Origin of the sequence: Fructobacillus sp. EFB-N1 (assembly GCF_001038455.1) — a bacterium.
In the GTDB taxonomy this organism is placed as follows: domain Bacteria; phylum Bacillota; class Bacilli; order Lactobacillales; family Lactobacillaceae; genus Fructobacillus; species Fructobacillus cardui.
Genome location: NZ_LDUY01000008.1, coordinates 36301 through 56920, shown reverse-complemented (window position 1 = coordinate 56920; position 20620 = coordinate 36301). Strand labels below are relative to the sequence as shown.

Genomic DNA, 20620 nt, shown 5'->3' with positions numbered 1-20620 from the left:
GCTTTAAAGAGGTTATTTCAAAGAAAAATTTTAAACTGTTGCATTAAGACTTGACAAATGCCCTTAGTCCATTTACCCCAAAGCGCATTATTAAAAGCAACAGAAGGCGAATTTAGTGAGTGGTAGCAATGGTTTCATTGCTAATAACTCTTTATAGTTTTTGCATATATGCAAACCAAAGAAGCCCGATGTGGCTTCTTTTTTTTTACTTTTTTTAGTTGGTGGTCACCAAGGGCCTTTACACATAGTAGGAGTATAACATGAATAACAATACTGGTTTAGATTTACGGCAAATTATTAAGGGATATCGAGTTAGTCATTCAATGACCCAGAAAAATTTGGCCGATTCTTGGCAAGTACCACAACGTGCGATTTCAAGATGGGAACAATCCGCTCAATCAAATCCTTCAATTGAGTCATTGTTGCATATCTCTTCTGGTTTAAATCTATCAATTGATGAATTGATTGAACAGACTTTTGTTAATGAAGAGGAGGACACATCAAATGCAAAGAATTAACCTCCAACAAATTCATTCATTTGAACAATTTTATCGAATTCCAAAAATCTTTTTTACTTCAGAAAAATATAAAGATATGAGATTGGAATCCAAGACAGCCTATGCCATTTTAAGAGACCGGTTTGAATTGTCGTTAAAAAATGGCTGGGTTGATGAGCAGCAAAATGTTTACTTTATTTTCACGGTTGCTGCTCTTCAAGAACTATTAGGATGTGGCAATAAAAAAGTAAGTGCCATTAAAAAGGATTTAGCAAATCATGGCTTACTTGAAGAAGAGAGACAGGGCATGAATCAACCAAATCGAATGTATCTTGGTTCTGTAACTTTTGATTTTGAGCAAAAAAACACCTCTGAACCCTTGGTACAACTGGAAGTGTCAAAACGACACGTCCGGAAGTGTCAAAACGACACGTCCGGTAATGTCAAAACGACACGTCCGGAAGTGTCAAAACGACACGGTAATGATACTGAGTATAGTGATACTGAATTAAGTGATACTGAGAAAAAAGAAAAACAAGATGATGATGATGATGACGTATTAACTCAATCTGCAGAATCGCAAAAGGAAAAATTGCTGATTGATCAATATCGAAAAGAGACAGGTGGATCGATTACTCAAGTGAAGATACAACGGTTGTCAGAATTAGCAAAGTATCATGGTCCATTAATTGTTAGTGAAGCCATCACGAAAGCAGCGCTAAATGACTCGTCAAATCTTTTTTATATTGAACAAGTTATCGACACGCTAGAACAAGAAAAGAAACAATGGCAGAAAACATTAAGTGAACAGTCTACTCAATCAAAAGAAATAGCACCTAAAGTGCCAATGTTTCGTTTTGACAATTTGTAAAACAACAGGAGGACAAAAATTATGAGTATGAATATTGCAGCATTACGTGGCCGTTTAGTTATGAAAACCGAGTTGGCCCGCACGGATTCTGGTAAAACTTTTACAACCGGCCGGATTGCCGTACCAAGAAATTTTACGAATAAAGATGGAGAACGGCCAACCGACTTCTTCCGCTTTGTTCTCTGGGGGAAACAAGCACAGAATTTTGTTGAATTGGTTGATCAAGGTGATCGTATTGGTTTAGATGGTCATCTTCAAAGTAGTTCATACGAAAAAGATGGCTATACCCACTTTGTAACTGACATTTATGTGGACCATTTTGATTTGATTGAAACTCGTCAAGATAAAGAAATCCTCCGCCACCAGTTAGCAGAAAATGAATTAGTTTCTGACGGCAATGATGAGGTTGTTGTAACCGATGATGATTTGCCCTTTTAGTTTTGGAAAGGAGACATAAGTATGAATAACATTGATATTTCCATTGCTAATTATGAAAAAAGAAAAAATGCTGGTTTGTATTATGCAGCCGAAGTAAACGGAGTGAATCAGAAGCTAGTTAAACAAAGTAGTAAAGCTCCAAAAAATTTAGCGTTGCAGAAAAACATTAAGATTAGAGAATTAAAAAATGCCCCATTGCCATACGCAAAGCATATGAAATGGTTAGCCCATCCATATTATTAATTAATACATTTCAGAGAGATTAGGGAGGGAGAAGTGTAATGGTTACTAAACAGTTGAGCTTATTTAAAACTAAAGAAACAATGCTAACTGACCGTGTTGAGCAGGTAATAAAAGAAGCAATTATTAATTGCAACACACAAACAGTTAAAAATAAAAAGCAAAAGAAAATTCGTCAATTACAAAAATATATTGATTTTTTGAATATCAGATTAAGCTTCATCCCAATCACGAGTGAGCAACATGCAATATTGAAATTTAAGATTAATCAAGAAACCAAAAAACTCAATCAATTAATCATGAAGGAGGAAGAAAATGAAGACTAAAAAAGAATATTTACGTTTTACTTTTTTAACAGGAAATGGATTGGAACATCAGTCAGATGGCAAAACCATTGAGCATGATGGCTTAATACCTGAGAGTCTGTCTTCGTTCAAAATTCCTAAAATGAGTTTGATTGCCGTGGTTGAAGATGACAATCAGCCAATACGGTTTGCTGTAACTACAAGTAACAAAATGCGGAAAGAAATTAGTGATAGGGGACAAGAAAAAACGGATTCTTTTAAAATCATTTTTGTTCCTGATCAAAATGACGCCTTGATGAAAACAGTCATACGAATTGCTTTAACAACTGGTCGAGTGCGGCCAATGCCAGGTGAATTATCATGAAGCGAATTGAAACATTTTTTTACAGACTCATGCACATTATTGCAGTAGTGGCTGTTGTGTTAATTAGTGTTTTAACTTTTAAATCTTATCAAGCAGTGACAGCCGGTGATTTTTCAGAAACGCCCAACGTTTCTTCTTCGGATATCATTCAGTCTTCAAGTAAAAATCGAATTTTGATTGTTTTTTATAAACCAGGAACCCAACTTGAAAAATCTGCTAAAAAAGTGATGGACAACCAAGTCGGTTCTCAGATTGGCACAAATAGTATTAAGGTTGTTTATTTGAATCAGTTTTCTGACCAAACCAAAAAAATTGAAAAGAATTTTGAACTTAAAGTTCATTCAAATTTTTATATTGTACCTGTCTATCAAGGCAATGTAGGTATTCAAATTTCTGGTATGAATCTAAATCGGTTAAATCAATTTATCGTCTCAAATAATGACGTTGATAGTTCTAATTTGAAAAGTATTTTAACTACGAATTGGGGGCAGTAATAGATGTTTAAGAAATTTCATTTAGCACCAGGGCAATGGCAATTTTTTCTTGAAAATAAGATTGTTTTTCGTCAAAGATTATATGCCGTTGTGACATTTTCCTTGATTTCATTCTTGTTAATTTTTGCCATTGTTGATCGACAGGGTGAGCCAATTAATATTCAACCAACAAAACTGAATACGCCCATTTCAGTTGGTGGTGATTCCTCACTACAAGTTCAAATGACTTCTGCACAATTTAATCCTGATGCACATATTGCAGTATTTAAATTTTCCGCTACGGGAATTGCCAATGACTCTGTTTTAACGGGAGATGAATTAAAGTTTTCTGGGAAAACCAGTCAAGGTGATGGCGAGATTAAGGTGATCCCGACATTGAATAATCAATGGGTGGTCATTGTGACTGATTTAGATAAAACATTTGGGGCAATTCAAATTCAAGCCAATTCAAATATGCCACAAAAAATCACGCCGTCAAGTAATGTTTCATCTGATTTTTCAAGTTCTTCCGACTCTACTGCTCAAGCTTCACCGAAAGCCATTTTTTCAGTTATTCAAAAAAAGATTTCGCGGAATTATCATTTGAAAGATCAATCTGCTAAGCAAGTCACTTTGTCTTCAATCGAATCTGAGAAAAAGCAAAATCAACAAAATATTAAGAACATTCAACAACAAATTTCGAGTGCTAATCAGTTGATTAATTTTGACAATCAACAAATTGAAAAGCTTCAACAAAATACCGATTCAATTACTCAGGATGAAGCTAATAAGCGAAACGTGACCGTCGATAATTTTCGAAATGAAATCAATTCAACGAACCGATCTTTGACTGATCTGAATCAAAAATTAAACGATGCCAACCAAGAAACTGCTTCATTAAATCAAAAGAAAAATGATGTTGAAAGTGGCAAATTTAAATTCCCCGATATTCAAAAAGCCACGAAAATTAAGTAGTTTTGTTGGGAATAATCTGTACATACAGCGTATGTACAACAGGTGAAACCGACAAAATTTAGGCCATTTTCTGTACGTACGCTGTATGTACAAGAAAAAATGGCTGAGTACTCGGGAAATCCCCACACTGTGGGGTAGCACGCTTGCGTGAGTACAATTTCCCCTTATGCTCTGTTTTGATGATTTTGTACATACGCTGTACGTACAAAATGTACATACGCTGTATGTACGATATGAAAGGAGTTTATTTTGTCAAAAGCAATTCGCATACAACATATTAATGATAATGATTATGCTGCTTTGAAGTTATTAAGCGAAGAACAAGGATTTGAAACAGTTACAGCCTTTATGCGTTATGTAATAAATTTATTAACACATGAAATGGATCTACCTCAAAATAATGTTTCAAAATTATTGGAATCAATGAAAACGAATAAGAACGAAATTCTTGAATCGACGTCCTTAATCCAAGCCACTTTAACCAAACAAGTTGAATTATTAAATCAAATTTTAGAGGATAACTATGACTAACCAATATCAAAGACATAACTTCCGTTTTGATGAAGATGCCGAAAAAAATTTACAAGAAATTTTTAATTGGGTGAATCAAAATGATGATAATTTTGAATATGAAATGAGTAAAACGGATGTAGTTAAATTTTGTTTGATGATGGTTTCAAAATTGTTCGTCATACCTTATGAAAAAAACAACCAAAATACTTATGCCAATCAATTACAAAAAATAGAAAAAGCTTTAAGACAGAACAACTTAACGGAAGAAAATCGATTAAAACTAATTTTAAACGAATTGACTCAAATGAAAATCGTGCTATTGAATTTACCGTTAAATGGTGAACTGCAAAACTTTACGGAAGAAGGTTCAATTCCATATCAACGTAACCAAAAAATTAAAGAATTGATCAATCAAGAAATTGAAAGAATTCAAAAGCAAAACAATAATTAGGAGGAGTTAGATGGCAGACAAAGAAATTGAACAACTTCAATCATTGCTTTTGCAACTTGATCAATTGGATGAAATTTTTTGGAAAGCCAAAAATCCAACTACTGATATACCTGAAGAAGAAAGATGGTATAAGACGATTGGCGATTCAGATTCTCACGGCAATTGGTTGTTGCCAGCTGAATTATTGGGACTGGATATTGCACATACACAAAAAATTAAAGTACAAAGAACAATCGTCGGAGAAATCCGCGTATTGATACATGAAATCCTAGAAAAAGAAGGAAGTGATTTTTCACATTATTTGTCAAATGATGAATTAGAAAGATTGAAAGAAAACGTACGATGGGCTAAGAAATTTGGCTTGTCTAATTCGCAATGTGCAGAAGTCTTGGGCGAAAAAACAGAAGCAATTAAATCAATTTTAAAAAAGAAATAAAACTGGTTTTTCCAGTTATACATAATAAAAAAAAGAAAGGAAAATGACAGTAATGGGTCAAAATATAATAACAAGTGCGACTTCAGGTTCAAACCCAGACATTATCATTAAGCATCAATTTTCAAAATGTCGGTCTGGCTATGTGGACTATTTATTGGACCATCGTGGTAGAGATGAAGAGGTTACCAGCGTTCAAAACGACCAAGACATTTTAGGACAAAATTTAGCTAAGAAAAATGGCCGATACACTGATTATGTTGAATATGGAAAAAAGGAATACGCGACAGCATTGGAAGAAAATGTCCAAGATGATTTAACCCCAACTTTTTCCAAAAACAAATTTAATTTAAGTCAACCTGAGCTACAAGATATCAAGAAAGAAATTAATCAAGCTGCAAAGAACAATAATTTGATGTGGAAAACCGTAATTTCGTTATCTGATAATTTTCTAGTAAAACAACAAATTATGGATAACGTGGTTGATCGTAATCTTGACCAACGTCGTTTAAAAAAAGTTGTGCAACAAGTGATGCCTAATTTATTAAAGGCGGAGGGTATTGACCAGTCAGCTAATTGGTTTGGCAACATTCATTTGAAGGGGGATCTCAATGATCATCACATTCATATTCATTTAGCAACTTATGAAGTCAATACAAAGCGACCAATTAAAAAAAACATTCAAAACGGTCAATTAGAACCAAAGGGTGTCTTTAAACAAAAGACGATTAATCATTTAAAACGAGATTTTTGGAACGCTGCACGATTAGATAAAAATCAAGAAATTGAAAGAAATTTATTAATTAAAAGACAAATTGATAGTAAAAAACTAATTCAAAGTTTTCAAAAACAAGATACTTTTTATCATAGCTACCAACAAAAGGAAATGTTAAATGCCATTATTCATTTGTTGCCTGAGGATTCAAAAAAATGGCGTGCGAAATCGAATGCAATTGAAATGAAGGCTGCAAATCAATTAGCAAATGACTTTATTCAAGACTTTTTAAAAAATAGCCCTGCTAACCTAGACCTTCTGGAAGATAATGAAAAATTGCAAAAAGTCTATCAAAAGGGTTATGGTCATTCGACCAAAACTGATCAATATGCTCGTAATCAACAGGAAAAAATTCAAAATCGATTAGTCAATGAACTTTATCGCACCATTAAAAATCTTGAACCTCAATATTTTGAAATTGATTATGAACAAGAAGAACGTTCGCTTGAAAAACATGTTGAAATCAAAAATCGATTAGAAGAACAAGTCAAAGAATTAAGAATGAAAAAGCAACCCGTACCCAAAAAATTATCCAAAGAATTGGGACGACAAAAAAGGGCCATTCATGTTTTCCATCGTGAACAGGAACTTGATGATTTAAAGACCAAGCAAGCCAACTTAAAAGACAAGCACGATGCTTTCTCTCTCTTCCAAAACGAACAGATCCAACAAAGAATTCAGTATTTAGAAATTGATCAAACCCCAAATTTCAGACTTTCCGATTCACAAAAAGAAACAAAAAAAGAACTCGCTTGGCAAACAACATTACCGGAGAAGGCCGACGTTAAGCTGGTCAGCGATTCATATTACAAGTACCACTTGAAAAAAATTCAAGATGAACGTGTCTTGCTAACGGATAATGAATCATCCAAGGAAAGCTTATCAGCTAAAGAACGTCAAGACGAATTGACCTTACTGGAAAGACGGGAAAAAATCTTATTCGCTAAACACAAGATATTTCTCAATAATGAATTGATGCAGTCATCTGAGTTAAGTGCCACTGAACGGCGGAAATTACTAAATGAAAATCGTAATCAATTTGAACATATTAATTCACTTAATAATGGTCAACAAGATGATGGCAAAAAAGTTCGTGCTACTAAAATCCAGCAACCAGTAAAGCATATTGCCAAAACAAAAAAGCATTCATTCATTAAATTGAACTCACTCGGCGTAGAGGCCATTTTAAAGCAACTTGCTAGGGGTGACAGCCAACGGGGAATGGACGAGGCAGAATACGCTTATGAAGCGGAACAAGCACGTATTAAATCAGCAGAACGTAAGAAAGAGTTGGAGGAGTAATGATGAACACACAGGAACAGAATTTACTTTTTCATCAAGTGGTCTCGGGAGATGATTCAAAACTTGAGCGTTTAATGAACAGTTATCAAGGACTGATAGTCAGTTGTGTGCATAAATATATACCTGAACATGCTAGTAGTCGTAATGCAGATTTATATCAAGAATTATTATCAGCAGGCCAATTTGGTTTGCTGAAAGCCATCAGAGATTTTAATCCCGAAAAAAGTAATAGTGATTCGCATACTCATTATCTATATATACGAATTAATCAAGAAATTTATATGGCATTTAATAACTCAAAGCACGCTTTATCCTACTCAGGCTATCAGTTGCGCGCTAAGCACCAATTAAAAAAGGAAATCAGTCTTTTACAAAATGATTTAAATCGAGAGCCGTCGATTGATGAATTAGCCAATAAGCTTGGTTGGAGCCCTCAGCGTGTAAAAAATGGCTTACAAGAACTCACTTACAAACCAACTATTCTTGATGATGATTTAACTACTGATCCAGACTCAAATGGAAATGAGCAAGATATTCATGACAGTATCCATTCAGCGATGAATAAGTTAAATGCAAAAGAACGAATGGTTTTATTTTTAGTATACGGATTTGATAAAACAGGACGTGCTAGATCAACACAGGAAGCCAGTAAATTATTAAATGTCAGTCAACAGCATATTTCCAAGGTCAGTCAGGATGCTCGTCAAAAAATGGCCAGTATGATACAAGATAACCTTAAATAAGTCTTATTCATGTACTTTTTTACACTACTCAAACAAATTCTAAATTATATTGTATATTAGCTTGTTTGCTGTTAGAATAAGTGCATAAGCTTGTAGGAACACAACTGCTGAATTCGCCTTCATATGTTGCAGTTCCTCAGGCGGATTAAGGACACGTCAGTGTTCTTTTTTTTTGCCTTTTTTATTTATAATTATACTTATAATTATAAATGTAAGTATAATTGTGTTTGCGAAAACTAGGGGACATCTGTAAATTATTCAAACGCGACCATAGTCTTAATAGAAAAAGACAAGGAGCGCAAAGATAATGACAGATAATCCAAATTACGTCTCTGTTGAAGAATACCTGACTTATGAAGGGTATAAGTGGGGCAAACCAAATAAAGGTGGCTATCGTTTGTTAGACGGTCATGACAGCTTATTTGTTAATTTTTCTCGCAATAACTTTGTTTGGTTTGCCCGTGATCAAAAAGGCGGGCTACTACGCTTGATGGATGCTTTAGAAAACAACACTAATAAGGCAGAGCATATTCAAAAATTAAAGAAAATTCGAGATGAGCGGACGGGAGACTTTCATCCTTCCGTCGATGAAGATATTGAACATGTGCAATACGACTTTCAATCGTTAAAAACGAGTCCAATTTCAGAACAATCCAAAAAATACCTTGAAAAAAAACGTGGGATCCATCCCATCTTAGTTAATTTACTTGCCGATGGCGGATTTTTAACAGATCATTTGAAGGAATTTACCAGAAATGGCCACACGAAGACTATTCATAACCTCATGTACAATTGGCGAGATTCTTCTGGAAAAATTGTTGGGTCTGATACACAAGCAACGATTCCAACTAAAAATCGAAATGATAAGCACCAGGGCTATTGGAAGGGCATCATTCAAGGTAGCCCGGCTTCTTATTATGGTTTTAATTTTCGCTTTGGTGCTTCTGAAAAAAAGCAACCGGATCGATTAGTGATTACAGAAGCTCCAATTGATGCTATCAGTTATTGGCAAATGCACTTTAAAGAAATTCATGATAAACATGAACAAGTCGCTTTTCTCTCGTTGTCAGGAGTAAAAGACTCAGTCTTAAATCGATATATTTCAGACCACTATTTAAACGCGGATAAAGGTGAAATTAACTTGCCTAAAAGTATCCATTTCGCAACCGACAACGATAAAGTTGGAAGAAATTTTGCTAAGAAGTATGCTTTGATGTTAAGTCGCTTGAATTCCTTTGACCAAGTGGAATTGAAAATTGATATACCTGCTGATTTAAATTGTAAGGATTGGAACGATCAGTTGCGTTATTCCTCAACGAACGAAACACTTAGTTACAACATAGATGCTATTGATCAAGTACCCTATGCAAGCCCTAAGCAAGAAGAAGCGTTCTTACAAGATGAGCCGGCTTTACCTAAAGAATTTGAAAACTCGCCACTCAAGGAAACAATAGACCAAAATCAGACCCAATCAACCAACATCACCACAAATGATGAAGATTTAACAGGCTATCAAGAAGTTAACGAAAACCCTCAAGAAGTCCTTGAGTCTACTGCTGAAGAAGAACTCGCCACTCAAGATGCCGAAATTAAAATTTAAGGAGCTACCATGCAATCAAAAGATTATGAACTTATCATTCATCAAACATTTGTACAGACTGGGCAACTATGGATTCACTATTCATTGCTTAATCAAGAAGGACAGGGAGTACACAACCAATTTATGCCTTTATCAGATTTGACGGAAGGGTTGAATTACGCAATTTATCAATCTAAATTTGCTATTTTGAAAGGCACCCAAGGCCAAGTTAATCAAACAGAAGAGTCAAATCAATCATTATTTGATCCTAAGGAAACGACTCAAATTCAAACCGATTTAAAATCGCATAAGGCAGTAGAATCGAATAATATAGAGTCATCTTTACAAGAATCTGATTCGTTGCCGGATCCATCTCATGTTCATGATTTTGCCTTAAAGAATGTGGAAGAATCTGACTCTCAACCGGATAATGCTGTTATAACAGCTGATTTAAACGATAATGCTACTTCATCTGCACAAAATAACGAAGAAACGGCTGCTATTAATGAAGTTTCCACAATTGAACCAACAACGGAAAGTGATCTGTTACCAGATGTAACAGATGAAGAGGCCAAAGCCGTTGAGGTGACCAATGAAGAAGTGAATCAAAAGAATATCACAAATGCTGATACACTTTTTGACGCAATGGCTGCTGCTGAAGGCAATGAGTAGGATTTGTGGAGTTTAGGGGTAAAAATCATGTCTGCAATTGAACAATTTACAACAAACTTATCTCAACAAGTTTCAGATCACCCTGAACAATATGTTGTGATTGGGCGTGATGAAGAAACGCGAAAGGTGATTGAATCCTTACAAAGGCGAACTAAAAATTCGCCGGTCTTAATTGGTGAACCCGGTGTTGGAAAGACCGCTGTTGTCGAGGGGCTAACCAAACGGATTTTAAATGGTGACGTACCGGAGCGATTAATGGGAGTGCAAGTCCTTATACTGGAAGTGGCCTCACTTCAAGGTGACAGCTTTACCCAAAATTTTGAAGCTCTTATTCAAGAACTAAAAGAAAAGCGCGATGCTTATGTTCTGTTTATTGATGAGGTGCACACGATTATGGGTGCTGGTGCAAGTCGAGGTTTACTTGATATGAGTAATCTGTTGAAACCTAGCTTGTCTCGAGGCGACTTTCGAGTAATCTCAGCAACAACCACCGATGAATACCATGAATACATTGAACCGGATGCGGCTTTGGAACGACGTTTTCAAAAAATCATGGTCAATGAGCCAAGTGATGATGAAGCTACCATCATTATGAGGGGGTTGAAACCTTCTCTTGAAGCTTTTTATGATTTAAAAATTGATGATGAAGCCATTCACGCTTCCATTCATTTATCAAAACGATATATCAATGACCACTTTCTACCGGACAAGGCTATTGATTTGTTAGAAGGTGCCGCAGCCCGTGTGACTTTGGAAAAGAAAAACAACCTTGTCCTTGCTGACATCTTAGATCAAGTGCAGGAGGTGACGGGAATCCCAACTGAATCGTTAAGTAAATCCAATGTGCAACGCGCCTTAGAACTTTCGGAAATTTTATCAAAGCGGGTATTAGGACAAGTGCGTGCCACTGATACTATCAGCCAAGAAGTTCAAAAGGTGGCTGTCAACCACAACGATCCAAATCGTCCTTTAGCTGTTGAATTGCTACTGGGTCCAACAGGTACTGGTAAGACTGAATTAGTAAAGACCATGGCCGAGGTTTTATTTGACTCAGAAGATAACTTATTACGATTTGATATGTCAGAATTCGTTGATGCCCAAGCAGTTGATAAATTTATTGAGCGCGCAACGGCCGGTATCATGAAAAATCCGTATACCATTGTCCTCTTAGATGAAATTGAAAAAGCTTCTCCAGCTGTTTTTGATTTACTCTTACAAATCTTTCAGGACGGTATCTTGACTAACAAACGAGGCAAACAAGCTGTTTTCCGTAATGCTTATATTGTCATGACCTCTAACGAAGGCTTTAAATTTATCAACGATCAAATGAAGTATGGTGGTTTGCCAGAGGGTAAATTTGATGTTCAAGATAAGGGTATTGAACGTGGAATTAAAAAAGAATTACAAAATCGGTTCCGGCCAGAATTAATTAATCGAATTGACGATATTATTATGTTTAATCAGTTGAGCATGAAAAGCGTTCAGGCCATTACGGCTAAAAAATTCAAAGAATATGCTCAAATGGTGAAGCATGAAAACGGTTGGAAAATTCTTTATGATGATGAGGTGATTAAATATTTAGCTCAAAATGCCTTCAATCCAGAAGAAGGGGCACGACCAGTCCAACGGACAATTAATGATTTAGTTGATACCGTTGTTTCTAAACAGATTCTGAAATATCAGCTAATCAATCCCATGGGCAAGTATGCTATGCGCTTAAGGGTTGCTAAAAATCCCAATCTTCAATTAGAAGAAAGTAGTCTTTATGACGATCGAAAATTGAAATTTTGGATTAAACCACTCATGGAAATTTCTTAAAGCTAAAAGGAGAATTGATTAACAATTCTCTTTTTTATTGAGTTGGGGACATCAGTAGAATATTTAACTTCAACCATAGTGTATGTAGCAAGAAAGAATTTTACGTCTTTTTTGAAATAAAATCGTTGGAGGAACGATAATGGTTGATTTAGCAGAAAAAGCAAAGCAAATTGCAAATGCTATGCACACCGCCTCAGGATGGGTGCTTATTTTAATTGTCGGCTTAGCTGGATTGTTAGCTGTCGTTGCTGGTGTACATTTTTTTGGTAGCGATCGCGAGGGGACTGAAAAAGGAAAGAGCAAGCTAAAGGCAATTTCAATTGGACTTTTGGTCTCGTCTATTGGTTGGGTTGTCATGCAAATGTTGGCTCAATATTTTCAAGGACTTTCATCGTAAGTGCTCAAAAGCAGAGGGAAGTCCTCTGTGTACATAATTTTAAAAATTTAAGGAGCTAAAATGTCAAAATACTTAATTATTACTGAAAAACCTAGTGCCCGTAAAAATTTTGAAAAGGCTCTGGGTGGGAAGACTGGTCATTTTGATCAATTTGATTATGAGCTTGTTAGTTTGCACGGACACATGTTAGGACTAGCTGCTCCTGAAAATCAAGTGCCAAAAGAACTAAGTAAAAAATACCAATCATGGTCCCTTGACAATCTCCCCTGGGATATTAGTCATTTTCAGTGGCGTAATCAGTACACTTCTTCCTACAACCCAAAAACAAAAAAAGAAAGCTCCACCAAACGTGAAGTTGATGCAATCAAGGAAAAAGCAAAAAGCGCTGATGCCATTGTGATTGCAACCGACACTGACCCTTCAGGCGAAGGGGAACTATTAGCTTGGGAGGTGTTGTTGGCCATCAACTGGAAGGGTAAGGTTTTACGTGCAAACTTTTTGGATGAATCTGCGAAGTCTATTCAAAAGGCCATGACTAACTTACGTGATATTTCAGATCCTACCAAAGATGGTGATTTAATTCGTGGTAATGCACGTAATCGCTGGGATTTTATTTCGATGCAGTTGACTCGAATTGCAACGACTGCTTCCCGTCAGTATGGTGGCTATAATATACTTTCCAGGCAAGGACGGCTTAAGTCCGCAATGCTATATAAAGTCTATGAACAAGAAGAAGCGATTAAAAACTATGTAAAGATTCCTTATTTTGAAAACCGATATAAGGATGATGCTGGTAATATTTACTCTCGGTCAGTAAAAAAAGAAGATGAGCAAGTTCCGTTTCGTTTTTCTTCCAAAATAGAAGCTGAAAAAGAGAAGGAGGATTTGATTTCTTCCGGAACGCCAGTGATTATTTCTACTGAGAAAAAAGAGACAAAGCCTCCTAAGTTATTAGATTTATCTTCACTATCAGCTCTCCTAGCTAAAGATGGTTATAAAGCTAAGGAGGTTTTGGAAACTTATCAAAAGCTTTATGAAGATCAGATTGTTTCTTATCCTCGAACTGAGGATAAAACGATTACCCCTGAGCAGTTTAATGATTCATTGCCAAACATTGATAAAATCGCAGATTTAGTCGGCGTTGATGTAAGTAAACTTACGAACAAAGTACCTCGTAAGACACACGTTAAAGCAGAAGGGGCCCACGGCGCCAATCGCCCAGGGCCCCGTGTTCCAATTAGCTTAGCCGACCTGAAAAAGTATGGCATGTCTGGTCCCAAAATTTATGAAATTCTCTCAAAAAACTTTTTAGCTATGTTTGCCGAGAATTACCAATATGAGCAAATTAAGGCTGAAATAAAAGAGAATCCAAGTTTTACGGCAATCATTAATCGTCCCTTGGTGAATGGCTGGCACGATATATACCAAGAACATGAAGAAGAGGAAACCAATTATAAAAATATTGGGAAAAATGCAGAACTCTTTATTCATGAGGGACAAAATAGTAAACCATCAGCACCTACATGGTCATGGCTCAAGGCCTTCTTGGAGAAGAATGAGATTGGCACCGGAGCGACTCGAACAAGCACCTATGCAGATTTGACTTCTCCCACAAAAAAGCAAGATGCTTATATTCAAGACAAAAAAGGGAAAATTCAACTTACTGATGTTGGCAGGACTGCTGCCTTCGTTGTGAAAGGGACTTTCATCGCTCAGCCAACTACTACAAAACAGATTTTTGATATTTTTGAACAGGTTGGTCAGTTCAAAGTCGATATGGCCTATGCAATGAAATCATCTAGTTTAACCGTGGCTCATGATATGCCGATTATTATTGAAAATGCTAAAAAATTGCAAAAAGAATTAGGTGCACCAAGTCAAAAGTTAGTAGTACCTGATATGGTGAGCGGTATCTGGTCAAAGACAAATCAAAAAATCCAGTTTAATCGTTCATTTAGTGGTCATCGTTTTACTGATACGGAAGTAGAAAAACTGCTTAATAACGAGAAAATATCAATTCAAGCTACAAGTAAAAAAGGTAAAGTGTACACTGCTTCGGGTCAGTTAGAAGAGAAAGTCATAAATGGCCGGACTTATGTTAATTTTGTGCCAGATTTTTCTAAAGGCTAAAAAGTAGAATAAATTTATTGTGAGGAAAAGAAAATGTCATTTAATCAAACAACATTAAAGAAGTTGCGTAATCAAGAAGAAAAGGAGGCCAAGGCCAAAGAACAATTACAACAAGCTAAAGCTGATTCAAAAAAGCTTAAGCAAGAATTATTAGTTGGTTTGGCTGAAGAATTGATGGAAAAGTTAAATACAACTGATGTTCAAGTTGCCCATGATGCCATTCAGAACTTATCACCACAATCCGCTTCTGGAGATAAGGAGGTATAGGGAAATGCTTAGTAGTACAGCTCTTTTCAACCCTATTTTGGGATTGAAACACGTGACAATGCACAGTTATGGCACTACTCATGCTGGAGGAAGCCTTTTGAGCAATCTGATGGAGCATATGGGGGTATTTGGCACTTGGATTTTACATGGTATTTTCTTTCGAATTGGGGCCGAAATTGTTTCTCATCTACCGTTCATGCTGATTGTTATAGTGGCCATGGCTGTTGGCGGCTTATGTTCATGGAATTATTTCCATAAAAACAAAGCATAAAACTGGATTAGCAGTTCTAACTAGTCTAGATCTGTACATGGTATAATAATTCTCATAGTGAACAAGTGAAGATGGTGGCTATCCTGGATTGGAGGTGGTGCTTATGGTGTAATCAGCCAACCCCCACATTCTAGGAAAGGAGATGCCAGATGTCCGCCAAGGACGTCTTGACCTTACTATTAATGTTTGGAATGTTTATTCTAGCATTGATAGGTATTGTCATTGACTTAATTAAATTAAGCCAAAAAAAATAACCATCTCTACTTTAGCGAGCTGATGATGGTTATTAAATAACTTATAAAGGCTAGCCACCGTTTAACGGGTTCACTAGGAGGAACAGTTGTGTCCAGCAACTGTTCCTTTTTAATGTCTTCATTATAGCATTTATCACTAAAAGAACAACTATAATTAAAGATATTTAACAGATACACTGACAAAATAATTTAGCAAAATTGGTAGGAATTTTGCGACGAACAATTAGTAATATTAAAACTTACGAATATATTCCCTCGGCAAAGTTGGTTTTGTTGATTTGCATTGCTTTAGATAAAAGTTTGAAAAATTATTCCATTTTACACATTATTTAACTAATTCGAACAACCATTAAGTAATGATGGAAGTTGATAATACCTTTGATAATAAACTGCATTATATCTTCCCAAAAATGAAAGAAAAAAATACAAAATTATGGAAAAACCTTCAAAAAATTTTTTTAATTTTTGAACGATCAGCCGTAATTTATTATATGAATAATATGAAAAGGCGGTCCATAATTGAGAATAACATTATGGCATTCATGCCACGATTACCAGTGGTAATGAGTACAAGAAAAAAGCCGTTTAAGATGAAGAATAAATATTATAAAGGCTGTCATGATATTGTATGCCGGGCAAGATATATCAAATTAATATAGACTTAATAAAAATCTATAAATCGGAAATGGATTAAATAACATTTTATGAGTAATAGGCTGTTTAATTTTAATGGTAAAGTAGATAAAAAAGAAGATGAATCAAACTACTTTTTGATTGATTTTTATATACAAAATTAGAATCTAATGTTCTTAACAAGTTAACGATTTGCTTGATGCTGAGGTTTAAATAGTTATACCTTTGTTTCAGGAGAATCTCTACAGCATCACTTTTTTGAGAATCAAAATGGGAATATGGAAAATAAAGTTTTCTGATACTTTTTATTTTGCTGGCGTTCAATTTTTTGCATTTTTTTAATTGGTATTCGATATTATTGATTAAAAATTGAATATTTTCAAATGAAGTAATGTGTGAATAAGCATATGGTATGCCTTGATTTTGTCTTTTCAGAGTGGTTGGACTTAAAGTTATTACACCAAAAAAAATATTTTTTAATCTTAAATAAAGTTTTTCAAAAGGTGAATCAAATTTAAGATAGTCATAAAAGTATGAATTAATTCTTTTCTGAAGTTTAGTTATTTTTGAATCATCAATTTCGATTATCATAGAATCGCCTTCACGACGAAAGTGATATCCTAAGAAAGTGAATTGGTTGGAGTGCTCGAATGGAACCACAGAAAATTTATTATCAGACAATGTCAATTGATACTTGCACAATAACTTGCTAATAATATGTGAAAAGTCATATTTATTCGCTAATTGCGTTGGACAGATTAGTAAAAAGTCGTCCACATACCTTATGTAAATACATTCTGAAAATGTTAATTTCATCAATTTATCAAATTCTTCTAAATATATTTCTGCAAATACTGAGGAGATAGATAATCCTTGCGGTATTCCAACAAAATTAGGATCAAGTAGCATGTCAGAAAGTAATTTTCTTTGATTTTTGTTTAATACCAATTTAGTAGAATGCACAATTTTTTTATACAGTAAATGTTTGTTTATTGAAGGAAAAAAGCTATGTATATCTCCTCTAATGATTGTTTGATTTAAATCAGTTACGAAGTAATGACCGTGTTTGTTTCTATTATATAAATTCGGTGTAAGAGCACGTACAACTTGATTTAAAGACCTATTTCTGTTGGGTGTCTGTGTGAACGTGCGTTTTAAAGATTTAGCTAAATCTCTATATTTTTCATCTAGTGATTGGGTATTTAGCCTGTATATGTGCCTTTTATGATTCAATTTTGCAATTTCGTAATTATTTGAATTCATTTTTTGGATCCTATATTATGTACACTAAAACTCTGAAAAAATAATTAACTTAAAAAATTGATTATTTACCGGAAATTCTTGTGAAAGAATTTCTTGCTGAAAATGTTAAGAGACGTTTTCTGATTGTGTAGATATACTTCATTAACTTTTTATCGTAATAAATGTTTTCGATTTAAGAAAAAGTATACCTTTAATTCTTGAGCTTTAGTATACTATCATTATACATAAGGTGGATAATAATACCATGGCTAATAATTATTTTTTACGTACTGATGTTTTACCTGAAGAAATTCCAGCTTTATTCTCCAATCGATCACTATATACAAACAATTTACTAAGCGAAAAAGAAGTAAAAGCACATATACGGGAAAACACTAATAGTAAGGGTGGAACTGATTTTCTTGATACAATGTGTCAATATGGATATAACACAAGTAAACCGTTATATTATACAACAAAGGTTTCTGACCATAAAATCAGAAAAATGAGTTTGTTACATCCAGGCGCTCAACTCCGTGCCCTTTTTTTTATTCTTAAGTATGAAGATGATATATTAGACAATATGAATTCTAGTTTTAGTTTTAGAATGCCTCTAAAACGAAATGAAAACACTATCAAAAAAACACAAAAAAGGCAAAATGAATTGTCTGAGTTACTATCTTCTTTTGATTTGGAATGTGGTGTGAGTTCAGAAGAAAGTATCGTTAAATTTAGACATTATTTTTCTTATGCATGGGCACCTAAATTTTCTTCTTTGGCTTCTAATTCAAAATTCAAAGAAATTCAATTAAAATACAAGGTTTCAAAAAAAATTGATATACAAAATTTTTTCCCAAGCGTATATACGCACTCATTAACTTGGGCATTGTTGGGATCAAAATCTGTTGCAAAAATGGCTAAAAAATCTATGCTTGATAAATCTTTTGAAGGCGCAATAGATAGATTGATGCAATCCATTAATTTTAAAGAAACAAATGGAATTGTTGTAGGACCTGAATTTTCAAGAGTTATTGTCGAATTACTACTATCAAAAGTTGATACAATTGTTGAAAAAAATTTATTAGAAAAACATAATAAAGTTAACAACATTGATTACAGCATAATACGATATGTTGATGACATCTTTATTTTTTCTAATGACTCACAGCTAAATAATGTTATTGAAAATGAGTTTGAGTCTTGTTTGAGAACGTTCAATTTATCTATTAATGATTCTAAGATCAAAGACTTCTCAGATACAACAAGTATTTTGTACTCTCGAGTTACAGAAATTAAAAAAATAATTCTTGATTTTAAAAATTCTAGAGTTCTTGAGTTTCTTGAGTCTAAAGAAAAGGAAAAGGAAAAGGAAAAGGAAAGTCCCAGTAATTTTGAGATGAGTATTAAAGAATATTTAGGCTCGACATATCTTTGGGAGCTATTGTTCGATAACATCAATAATTTAATTGATAGTGAGAGTGATAGAAAAGATATTTTAGTTAATTATAGTCTTTCGAGTTTAAGTCGTTTAATACAATTTTCTAAAATTAACCCTAAACAAGCATTAACCATTTTGACTGGTGTAACTTCTCTTTTAAAAACAAATTTTTGCTTCAAATCTGCCCGATATTACATTATCGTTGTATCAAGTATTTTGAAAAAAGCTGATCAAATAATTAAAAAAGAATTATCAAACAATGTGCTATTGTTTGAGGAAAATTTAAAGCCAAATGAGGAATTGAAGGGTATTCTTAAGTTCATTTTTCAGCATATTTGTTCAGTTCTCAGTACAGATTGGTTTGATGTCAGTGAAGGATACGAAGTTATTACTCTTTTGGATTTTTTTAAAAAGTATGATTTGTACATCCCGTCACATATTTTACAGAAATTTTTAAAACAGGATGACATTTTAAATGACTATTTTGTTTTAACATCAATTACAAATTATGTTTATGATTCCAAAAATCATAATATTTTAAAAGAATACACTGCTGTTCATAAATCAATTTGTTCAGTATTAGTTAATAAATTGTTTCAATATAAGCAAGAGGGTATTGCTGCCCAAGAAAATGGTAATTTTTTTTATTTGTTAAATGACTTTTATTATTTTCCAGGAAAAAATGACATCTTCCGTCCATTATTGCAACAGAATTTTAGTAATGAAATAACATCACTTCAAGGGAAACGTAAGCCATCGATTCTTTCTCGCCATTCTTATTATCAGTGGGGGAAATCATTTGACTACTTTTTGGAACAAGTTCTCCGCAAAAAAATAATTAGTTCCGCCTCACACTTTGATGGGTTAGCCAGTGTTTAATAGTCCAATTCGATGTTCAATTACTTCACTGTATGGTTTGAGCAGGTTGCAAGGTTTTGGATAATTTTTTCATGATGATTGCTTTTGCATTTTATGATGAGCTTGTTGATAAATAAACCAACTGATAACTGATGAGCCTATATTCATCTGGTATATCGTGTACGGCATACAATATCATGACAGCCTCTATAATATTTATTCCTCATCTTGAACGGCTTTTTTCTGTCCGACCATACCCTAAAATTCAACCAAAATAAAGAAGATCAAACTGCTCTTCATGAATGGCTTAATGAAACACCAGTGCATGAAATGCAGCGAGTTTGTCAGGAAGCTTTTGTCAATTATCGTTCCATCATTCTGCAACTCAACAGCACTACTTTTGGCATGAAAGTGCTCGAACCAATACATGCCTTGATTCGTTTGTTTAATGAAGAGGGCTTATGGATTGATAAAAATTATTATCCATTTGAATCAATTCGTCACTTTGAGGTTAAGATATGACCATTGAAAAGATTAACCAGGAAGTCGTACGCGCTATCGAACCGCTTGGGAGAAAAGAAGCAAACACGCTATACGAACTAAGGTAGTACTACCTCAGTTCGATAATTCGGTTAATTTATTTTTTGAATGGCATAAGTTGGGAAGAGCGACAACTTCACG

The 20620-nt window shown here is 34.4% G+C and carries 23 protein-coding genes; 22 read left to right on the top strand and 1 reads right to left on the bottom strand.

Annotated elements, in window-relative coordinates; translation table 11 throughout:
• Positions 1-260 precede the first annotated feature (260 nt).
• From FEFB_RS03020 to FEFB_RS09150, 21 genes are all read left to right on the top strand, one after another.
• A complete protein-coding gene (locus FEFB_RS03020; RefSeq protein WP_047974774.1) occupies positions 261-518 on the top strand; it encodes a helix-turn-helix transcriptional regulator in 258 nt (85 codons plus the stop codon).
• Entirely contained in the window at positions 505-1368 is an 864-nt protein-coding gene (locus FEFB_RS08240) for a replication initiator protein A (RefSeq protein WP_053068935.1), read from the top strand. Before FEFB_RS03020 ends, FEFB_RS08240 begins: the two co-directional genes overlap by 14 nt.
• 21 nt (positions 1369-1389) lie before the next feature.
• Entirely contained in the window at positions 1390-1806 is a 417-nt protein-coding gene (ssb, locus tag FEFB_RS03010) for a single-stranded DNA-binding protein (RefSeq protein WP_053068934.1), read from the top strand.
• A gap of 21 nt (positions 1807-1827) precedes the next feature.
• On the top strand, positions 1828-2049 hold the full coding sequence (locus FEFB_RS03005) for a hypothetical protein (protein WP_047974773.1): 222 nt from the start codon (positions 1828-1830) through the stop codon (positions 2047-2049).
• Positions 2050-2087: 38 nt separating this feature from the next.
• The gene (locus tag FEFB_RS03000; protein WP_047974772.1) at positions 2088-2372 is read left to right on the top strand and encodes a hypothetical protein; all 285 of its coding nucleotides are present in this window, start codon (positions 2088-2090) and stop codon (positions 2370-2372) included.
• Complete coding sequence (locus tag FEFB_RS02995) at positions 2362-2715, top strand: hypothetical protein (protein WP_047974771.1); 354 nt, start codon at positions 2362-2364, stop codon at positions 2713-2715. Before FEFB_RS03000 ends, FEFB_RS02995 begins: the two co-directional genes overlap by 11 nt.
• Positions 2712-3209, top strand: coding sequence for a hypothetical protein (locus FEFB_RS02990; protein WP_047974770.1), 498 nt, complete (start codon positions 2712-2714; stop codon positions 3207-3209). The genes FEFB_RS02995 and FEFB_RS02990 overlap by 4 nt, the downstream gene beginning before the upstream one ends.
• A gap of 3 nt (positions 3210-3212) precedes the next feature.
• Complete coding sequence (locus FEFB_RS02985) at positions 3213-4163, top strand: hypothetical protein (protein WP_047974769.1); 951 nt, start codon at positions 3213-3215, stop codon at positions 4161-4163.
• 249 nt (positions 4164-4412) lie between these two features.
• The gene (locus FEFB_RS02980) at positions 4413-4694 is read left to right on the top strand and encodes a hypothetical protein (protein ID WP_047974768.1); all 282 of its coding nucleotides are present in this window, start codon (positions 4413-4415) and stop codon (positions 4692-4694) included.
• Positions 4687-5127 (top strand): hypothetical protein, encoded by a 441-nt coding sequence (locus FEFB_RS02975; protein ID WP_047974767.1) that lies wholly within the window; start codon positions 4687-4689, stop codon positions 5125-5127. Before FEFB_RS02980 ends, FEFB_RS02975 begins: the two co-directional genes overlap by 8 nt.
• Positions 5128-5137: 10 nt before the next feature.
• Complete coding sequence (locus FEFB_RS02970) at positions 5138-5563, top strand: hypothetical protein (protein WP_047974766.1); 426 nt, start codon at positions 5138-5140, stop codon at positions 5561-5563.
• Between the two features lie 43 nt (positions 5564-5606).
• Positions 5607-7637, top strand: coding sequence for a relaxase MobL (mobL, locus tag FEFB_RS02965; protein WP_152666229.1), 2031 nt, complete (start codon positions 5607-5609; stop codon positions 7635-7637).
• Positions 7637-8380, top strand: a complete 744-nt coding sequence (locus tag FEFB_RS02960) for a sigma-70 family RNA polymerase sigma factor (RefSeq protein WP_047974764.1) — start codon at positions 7637-7639, stop codon at positions 8378-8380. Before mobL ends, FEFB_RS02960 begins: the two co-directional genes overlap by 1 nt.
• A 307-nt stretch (positions 8381-8687) precedes the next feature.
• Positions 8688-9980 (top strand): toprim domain-containing protein, encoded by a 1293-nt coding sequence (locus FEFB_RS02955; protein ID WP_047974763.1) that lies wholly within the window; start codon positions 8688-8690, stop codon positions 9978-9980.
• A gap of 9 nt (positions 9981-9989) precedes the next feature.
• A complete protein-coding gene (locus tag FEFB_RS02950; protein WP_047974762.1) occupies positions 9990-10631 on the top strand; it encodes a hypothetical protein in 642 nt (213 codons plus the stop codon).
• A gap of 27 nt (positions 10632-10658) precedes the next feature.
• Positions 10659-12449 (top strand): AAA family ATPase, encoded by a 1791-nt coding sequence (locus FEFB_RS02945; RefSeq protein WP_047974761.1) that lies wholly within the window; start codon positions 10659-10661, stop codon positions 12447-12449.
• A 139-nt stretch (positions 12450-12588) separates the two neighbouring features.
• A complete protein-coding gene (locus FEFB_RS02940) occupies positions 12589-12846 on the top strand; it encodes a hypothetical protein (protein ID WP_047974760.1) in 258 nt (85 codons plus the stop codon).
• A gap of 60 nt (positions 12847-12906) precedes the next feature.
• Positions 12907-14976, top strand: coding sequence for a DNA topoisomerase (locus FEFB_RS02935; protein ID WP_047974759.1), 2070 nt, complete (start codon positions 12907-12909; stop codon positions 14974-14976).
• A gap of 33 nt (positions 14977-15009) precedes the next feature.
• Positions 15010-15243 (top strand): hypothetical protein, encoded by a 234-nt coding sequence (locus tag FEFB_RS02930; RefSeq protein ID WP_047974758.1) that lies wholly within the window; start codon positions 15010-15012, stop codon positions 15241-15243.
• Between the two features lie 4 nt (positions 15244-15247).
• Positions 15248-15514 (top strand): hypothetical protein, encoded by a 267-nt coding sequence (locus FEFB_RS02925; protein ID WP_047974757.1) that lies wholly within the window; start codon positions 15248-15250, stop codon positions 15512-15514.
• 149 nt (positions 15515-15663) lie between these two features.
• A complete protein-coding gene (locus tag FEFB_RS09150) occupies positions 15664-15768 on the top strand; it encodes a putative holin-like toxin (protein ID WP_047974756.1) in 105 nt (34 codons plus the stop codon).
• Positions 15769-16494: 726 nt separating this feature from the next.
• On the opposite strand, the gene FEFB_RS02910 is transcribed toward FEFB_RS09150, so the two are convergent.
• Complete coding sequence (locus FEFB_RS02910) at positions 16495-17664, bottom strand: RNA-directed DNA polymerase (RefSeq protein WP_047974754.1); 1170 nt, start codon at positions 17662-17664, stop codon at positions 16495-16497.
• A 244-nt stretch (positions 17665-17908) separates the two neighbouring features.
• On the opposite strand from FEFB_RS02910, the gene FEFB_RS02905 reads away from it, so the two are divergent.
• A complete protein-coding gene (locus FEFB_RS02905; protein ID WP_047974753.1) occupies positions 17909-19960 on the top strand; it encodes a reverse transcriptase domain-containing protein in 2052 nt (683 codons plus the stop codon).
• Positions 19961-20620: the final 660 nt, after the last annotated feature.

Bases quoted from the DNA above. Each gene is read 5' to 3' on its own strand.
- FEFB_RS03020 (WP_047974774.1), top strand. From the start codon at position 261: ATGAATAACAATACTGGTTTAGATTTACGGCAAATTATTAAGGGATAT.
- FEFB_RS08240 (WP_053068935.1), top strand. From the start codon at position 505: ATGCAAAGAATTAACCTCCAACAAATTCATTCATTTGAACAATTTTAT.
- ssb (WP_053068934.1), top strand. From the start codon at position 1,390: ATGAGTATGAATATTGCAGCATTACGTGGCCGTTTAGTTATGAAAACC.
- FEFB_RS03005 (WP_047974773.1), top strand. From the start codon at position 1,828: ATGAATAACATTGATATTTCCATTGCTAATTATGAAAAAAGAAAAAAT.
- FEFB_RS03000 (WP_047974772.1), top strand. From the start codon at position 2,088: ATGGTTACTAAACAGTTGAGCTTATTTAAAACTAAAGAAACAATGCTA.
- FEFB_RS02995 (WP_047974771.1), top strand. From the start codon at position 2,362: ATGAAGACTAAAAAAGAATATTTACGTTTTACTTTTTTAACAGGAAAT.
- FEFB_RS02990 (WP_047974770.1), top strand. From the start codon at position 2,712: ATGAAGCGAATTGAAACATTTTTTTACAGACTCATGCACATTATTGCA.
- FEFB_RS02985 (WP_047974769.1), top strand. From the start codon at position 3,213: ATGTTTAAGAAATTTCATTTAGCACCAGGGCAATGGCAATTTTTTCTT.
- FEFB_RS02975 (WP_047974767.1), top strand. From the start codon at position 4,687: ATGACTAACCAATATCAAAGACATAACTTCCGTTTTGATGAAGATGCC.
- FEFB_RS02970 (WP_047974766.1), top strand. From the start codon at position 5,138: ATGGCAGACAAAGAAATTGAACAACTTCAATCATTGCTTTTGCAACTT.
- mobL (WP_152666229.1), top strand. From the start codon at position 5,607: ATGACAGTAATGGGTCAAAATATAATAACAAGTGCGACTTCAGGTTCA.
- FEFB_RS02960 (WP_047974764.1), top strand. From the start codon at position 7,637: ATGATGAACACACAGGAACAGAATTTACTTTTTCATCAAGTGGTCTCG.
- FEFB_RS02955 (WP_047974763.1), top strand. From the start codon at position 8,688: ATGACAGATAATCCAAATTACGTCTCTGTTGAAGAATACCTGACTTAT.
- FEFB_RS02950 (WP_047974762.1), top strand. From the start codon at position 9,990: ATGCAATCAAAAGATTATGAACTTATCATTCATCAAACATTTGTACAG.
- FEFB_RS02945 (WP_047974761.1), top strand. From the start codon at position 10,659: ATGTCTGCAATTGAACAATTTACAACAAACTTATCTCAACAAGTTTCA.
- FEFB_RS02940 (WP_047974760.1), top strand. From the start codon at position 12,589: ATGGTTGATTTAGCAGAAAAAGCAAAGCAAATTGCAAATGCTATGCAC.
- FEFB_RS02935 (WP_047974759.1), top strand. From the start codon at position 12,907: ATGTCAAAATACTTAATTATTACTGAAAAACCTAGTGCCCGTAAAAAT.
- FEFB_RS02930 (WP_047974758.1), top strand. From the start codon at position 15,010: ATGTCATTTAATCAAACAACATTAAAGAAGTTGCGTAATCAAGAAGAA.
- FEFB_RS02925 (WP_047974757.1), top strand. From the start codon at position 15,248: ATGCTTAGTAGTACAGCTCTTTTCAACCCTATTTTGGGATTGAAACAC.
- FEFB_RS09150 (WP_047974756.1), top strand. From the start codon at position 15,664: ATGTCCGCCAAGGACGTCTTGACCTTACTATTAATGTTTGGAATGTTT.
- FEFB_RS02910 (WP_047974754.1), bottom strand. From the start codon at position 17,664: ATGAATTCAAATAATTACGAAATTGCAAAATTGAATCATAAAAGGCAC.
- FEFB_RS02905 (WP_047974753.1), top strand. From the start codon at position 17,909: ATGGCTAATAATTATTTTTTACGTACTGATGTTTTACCTGAAGAAATT.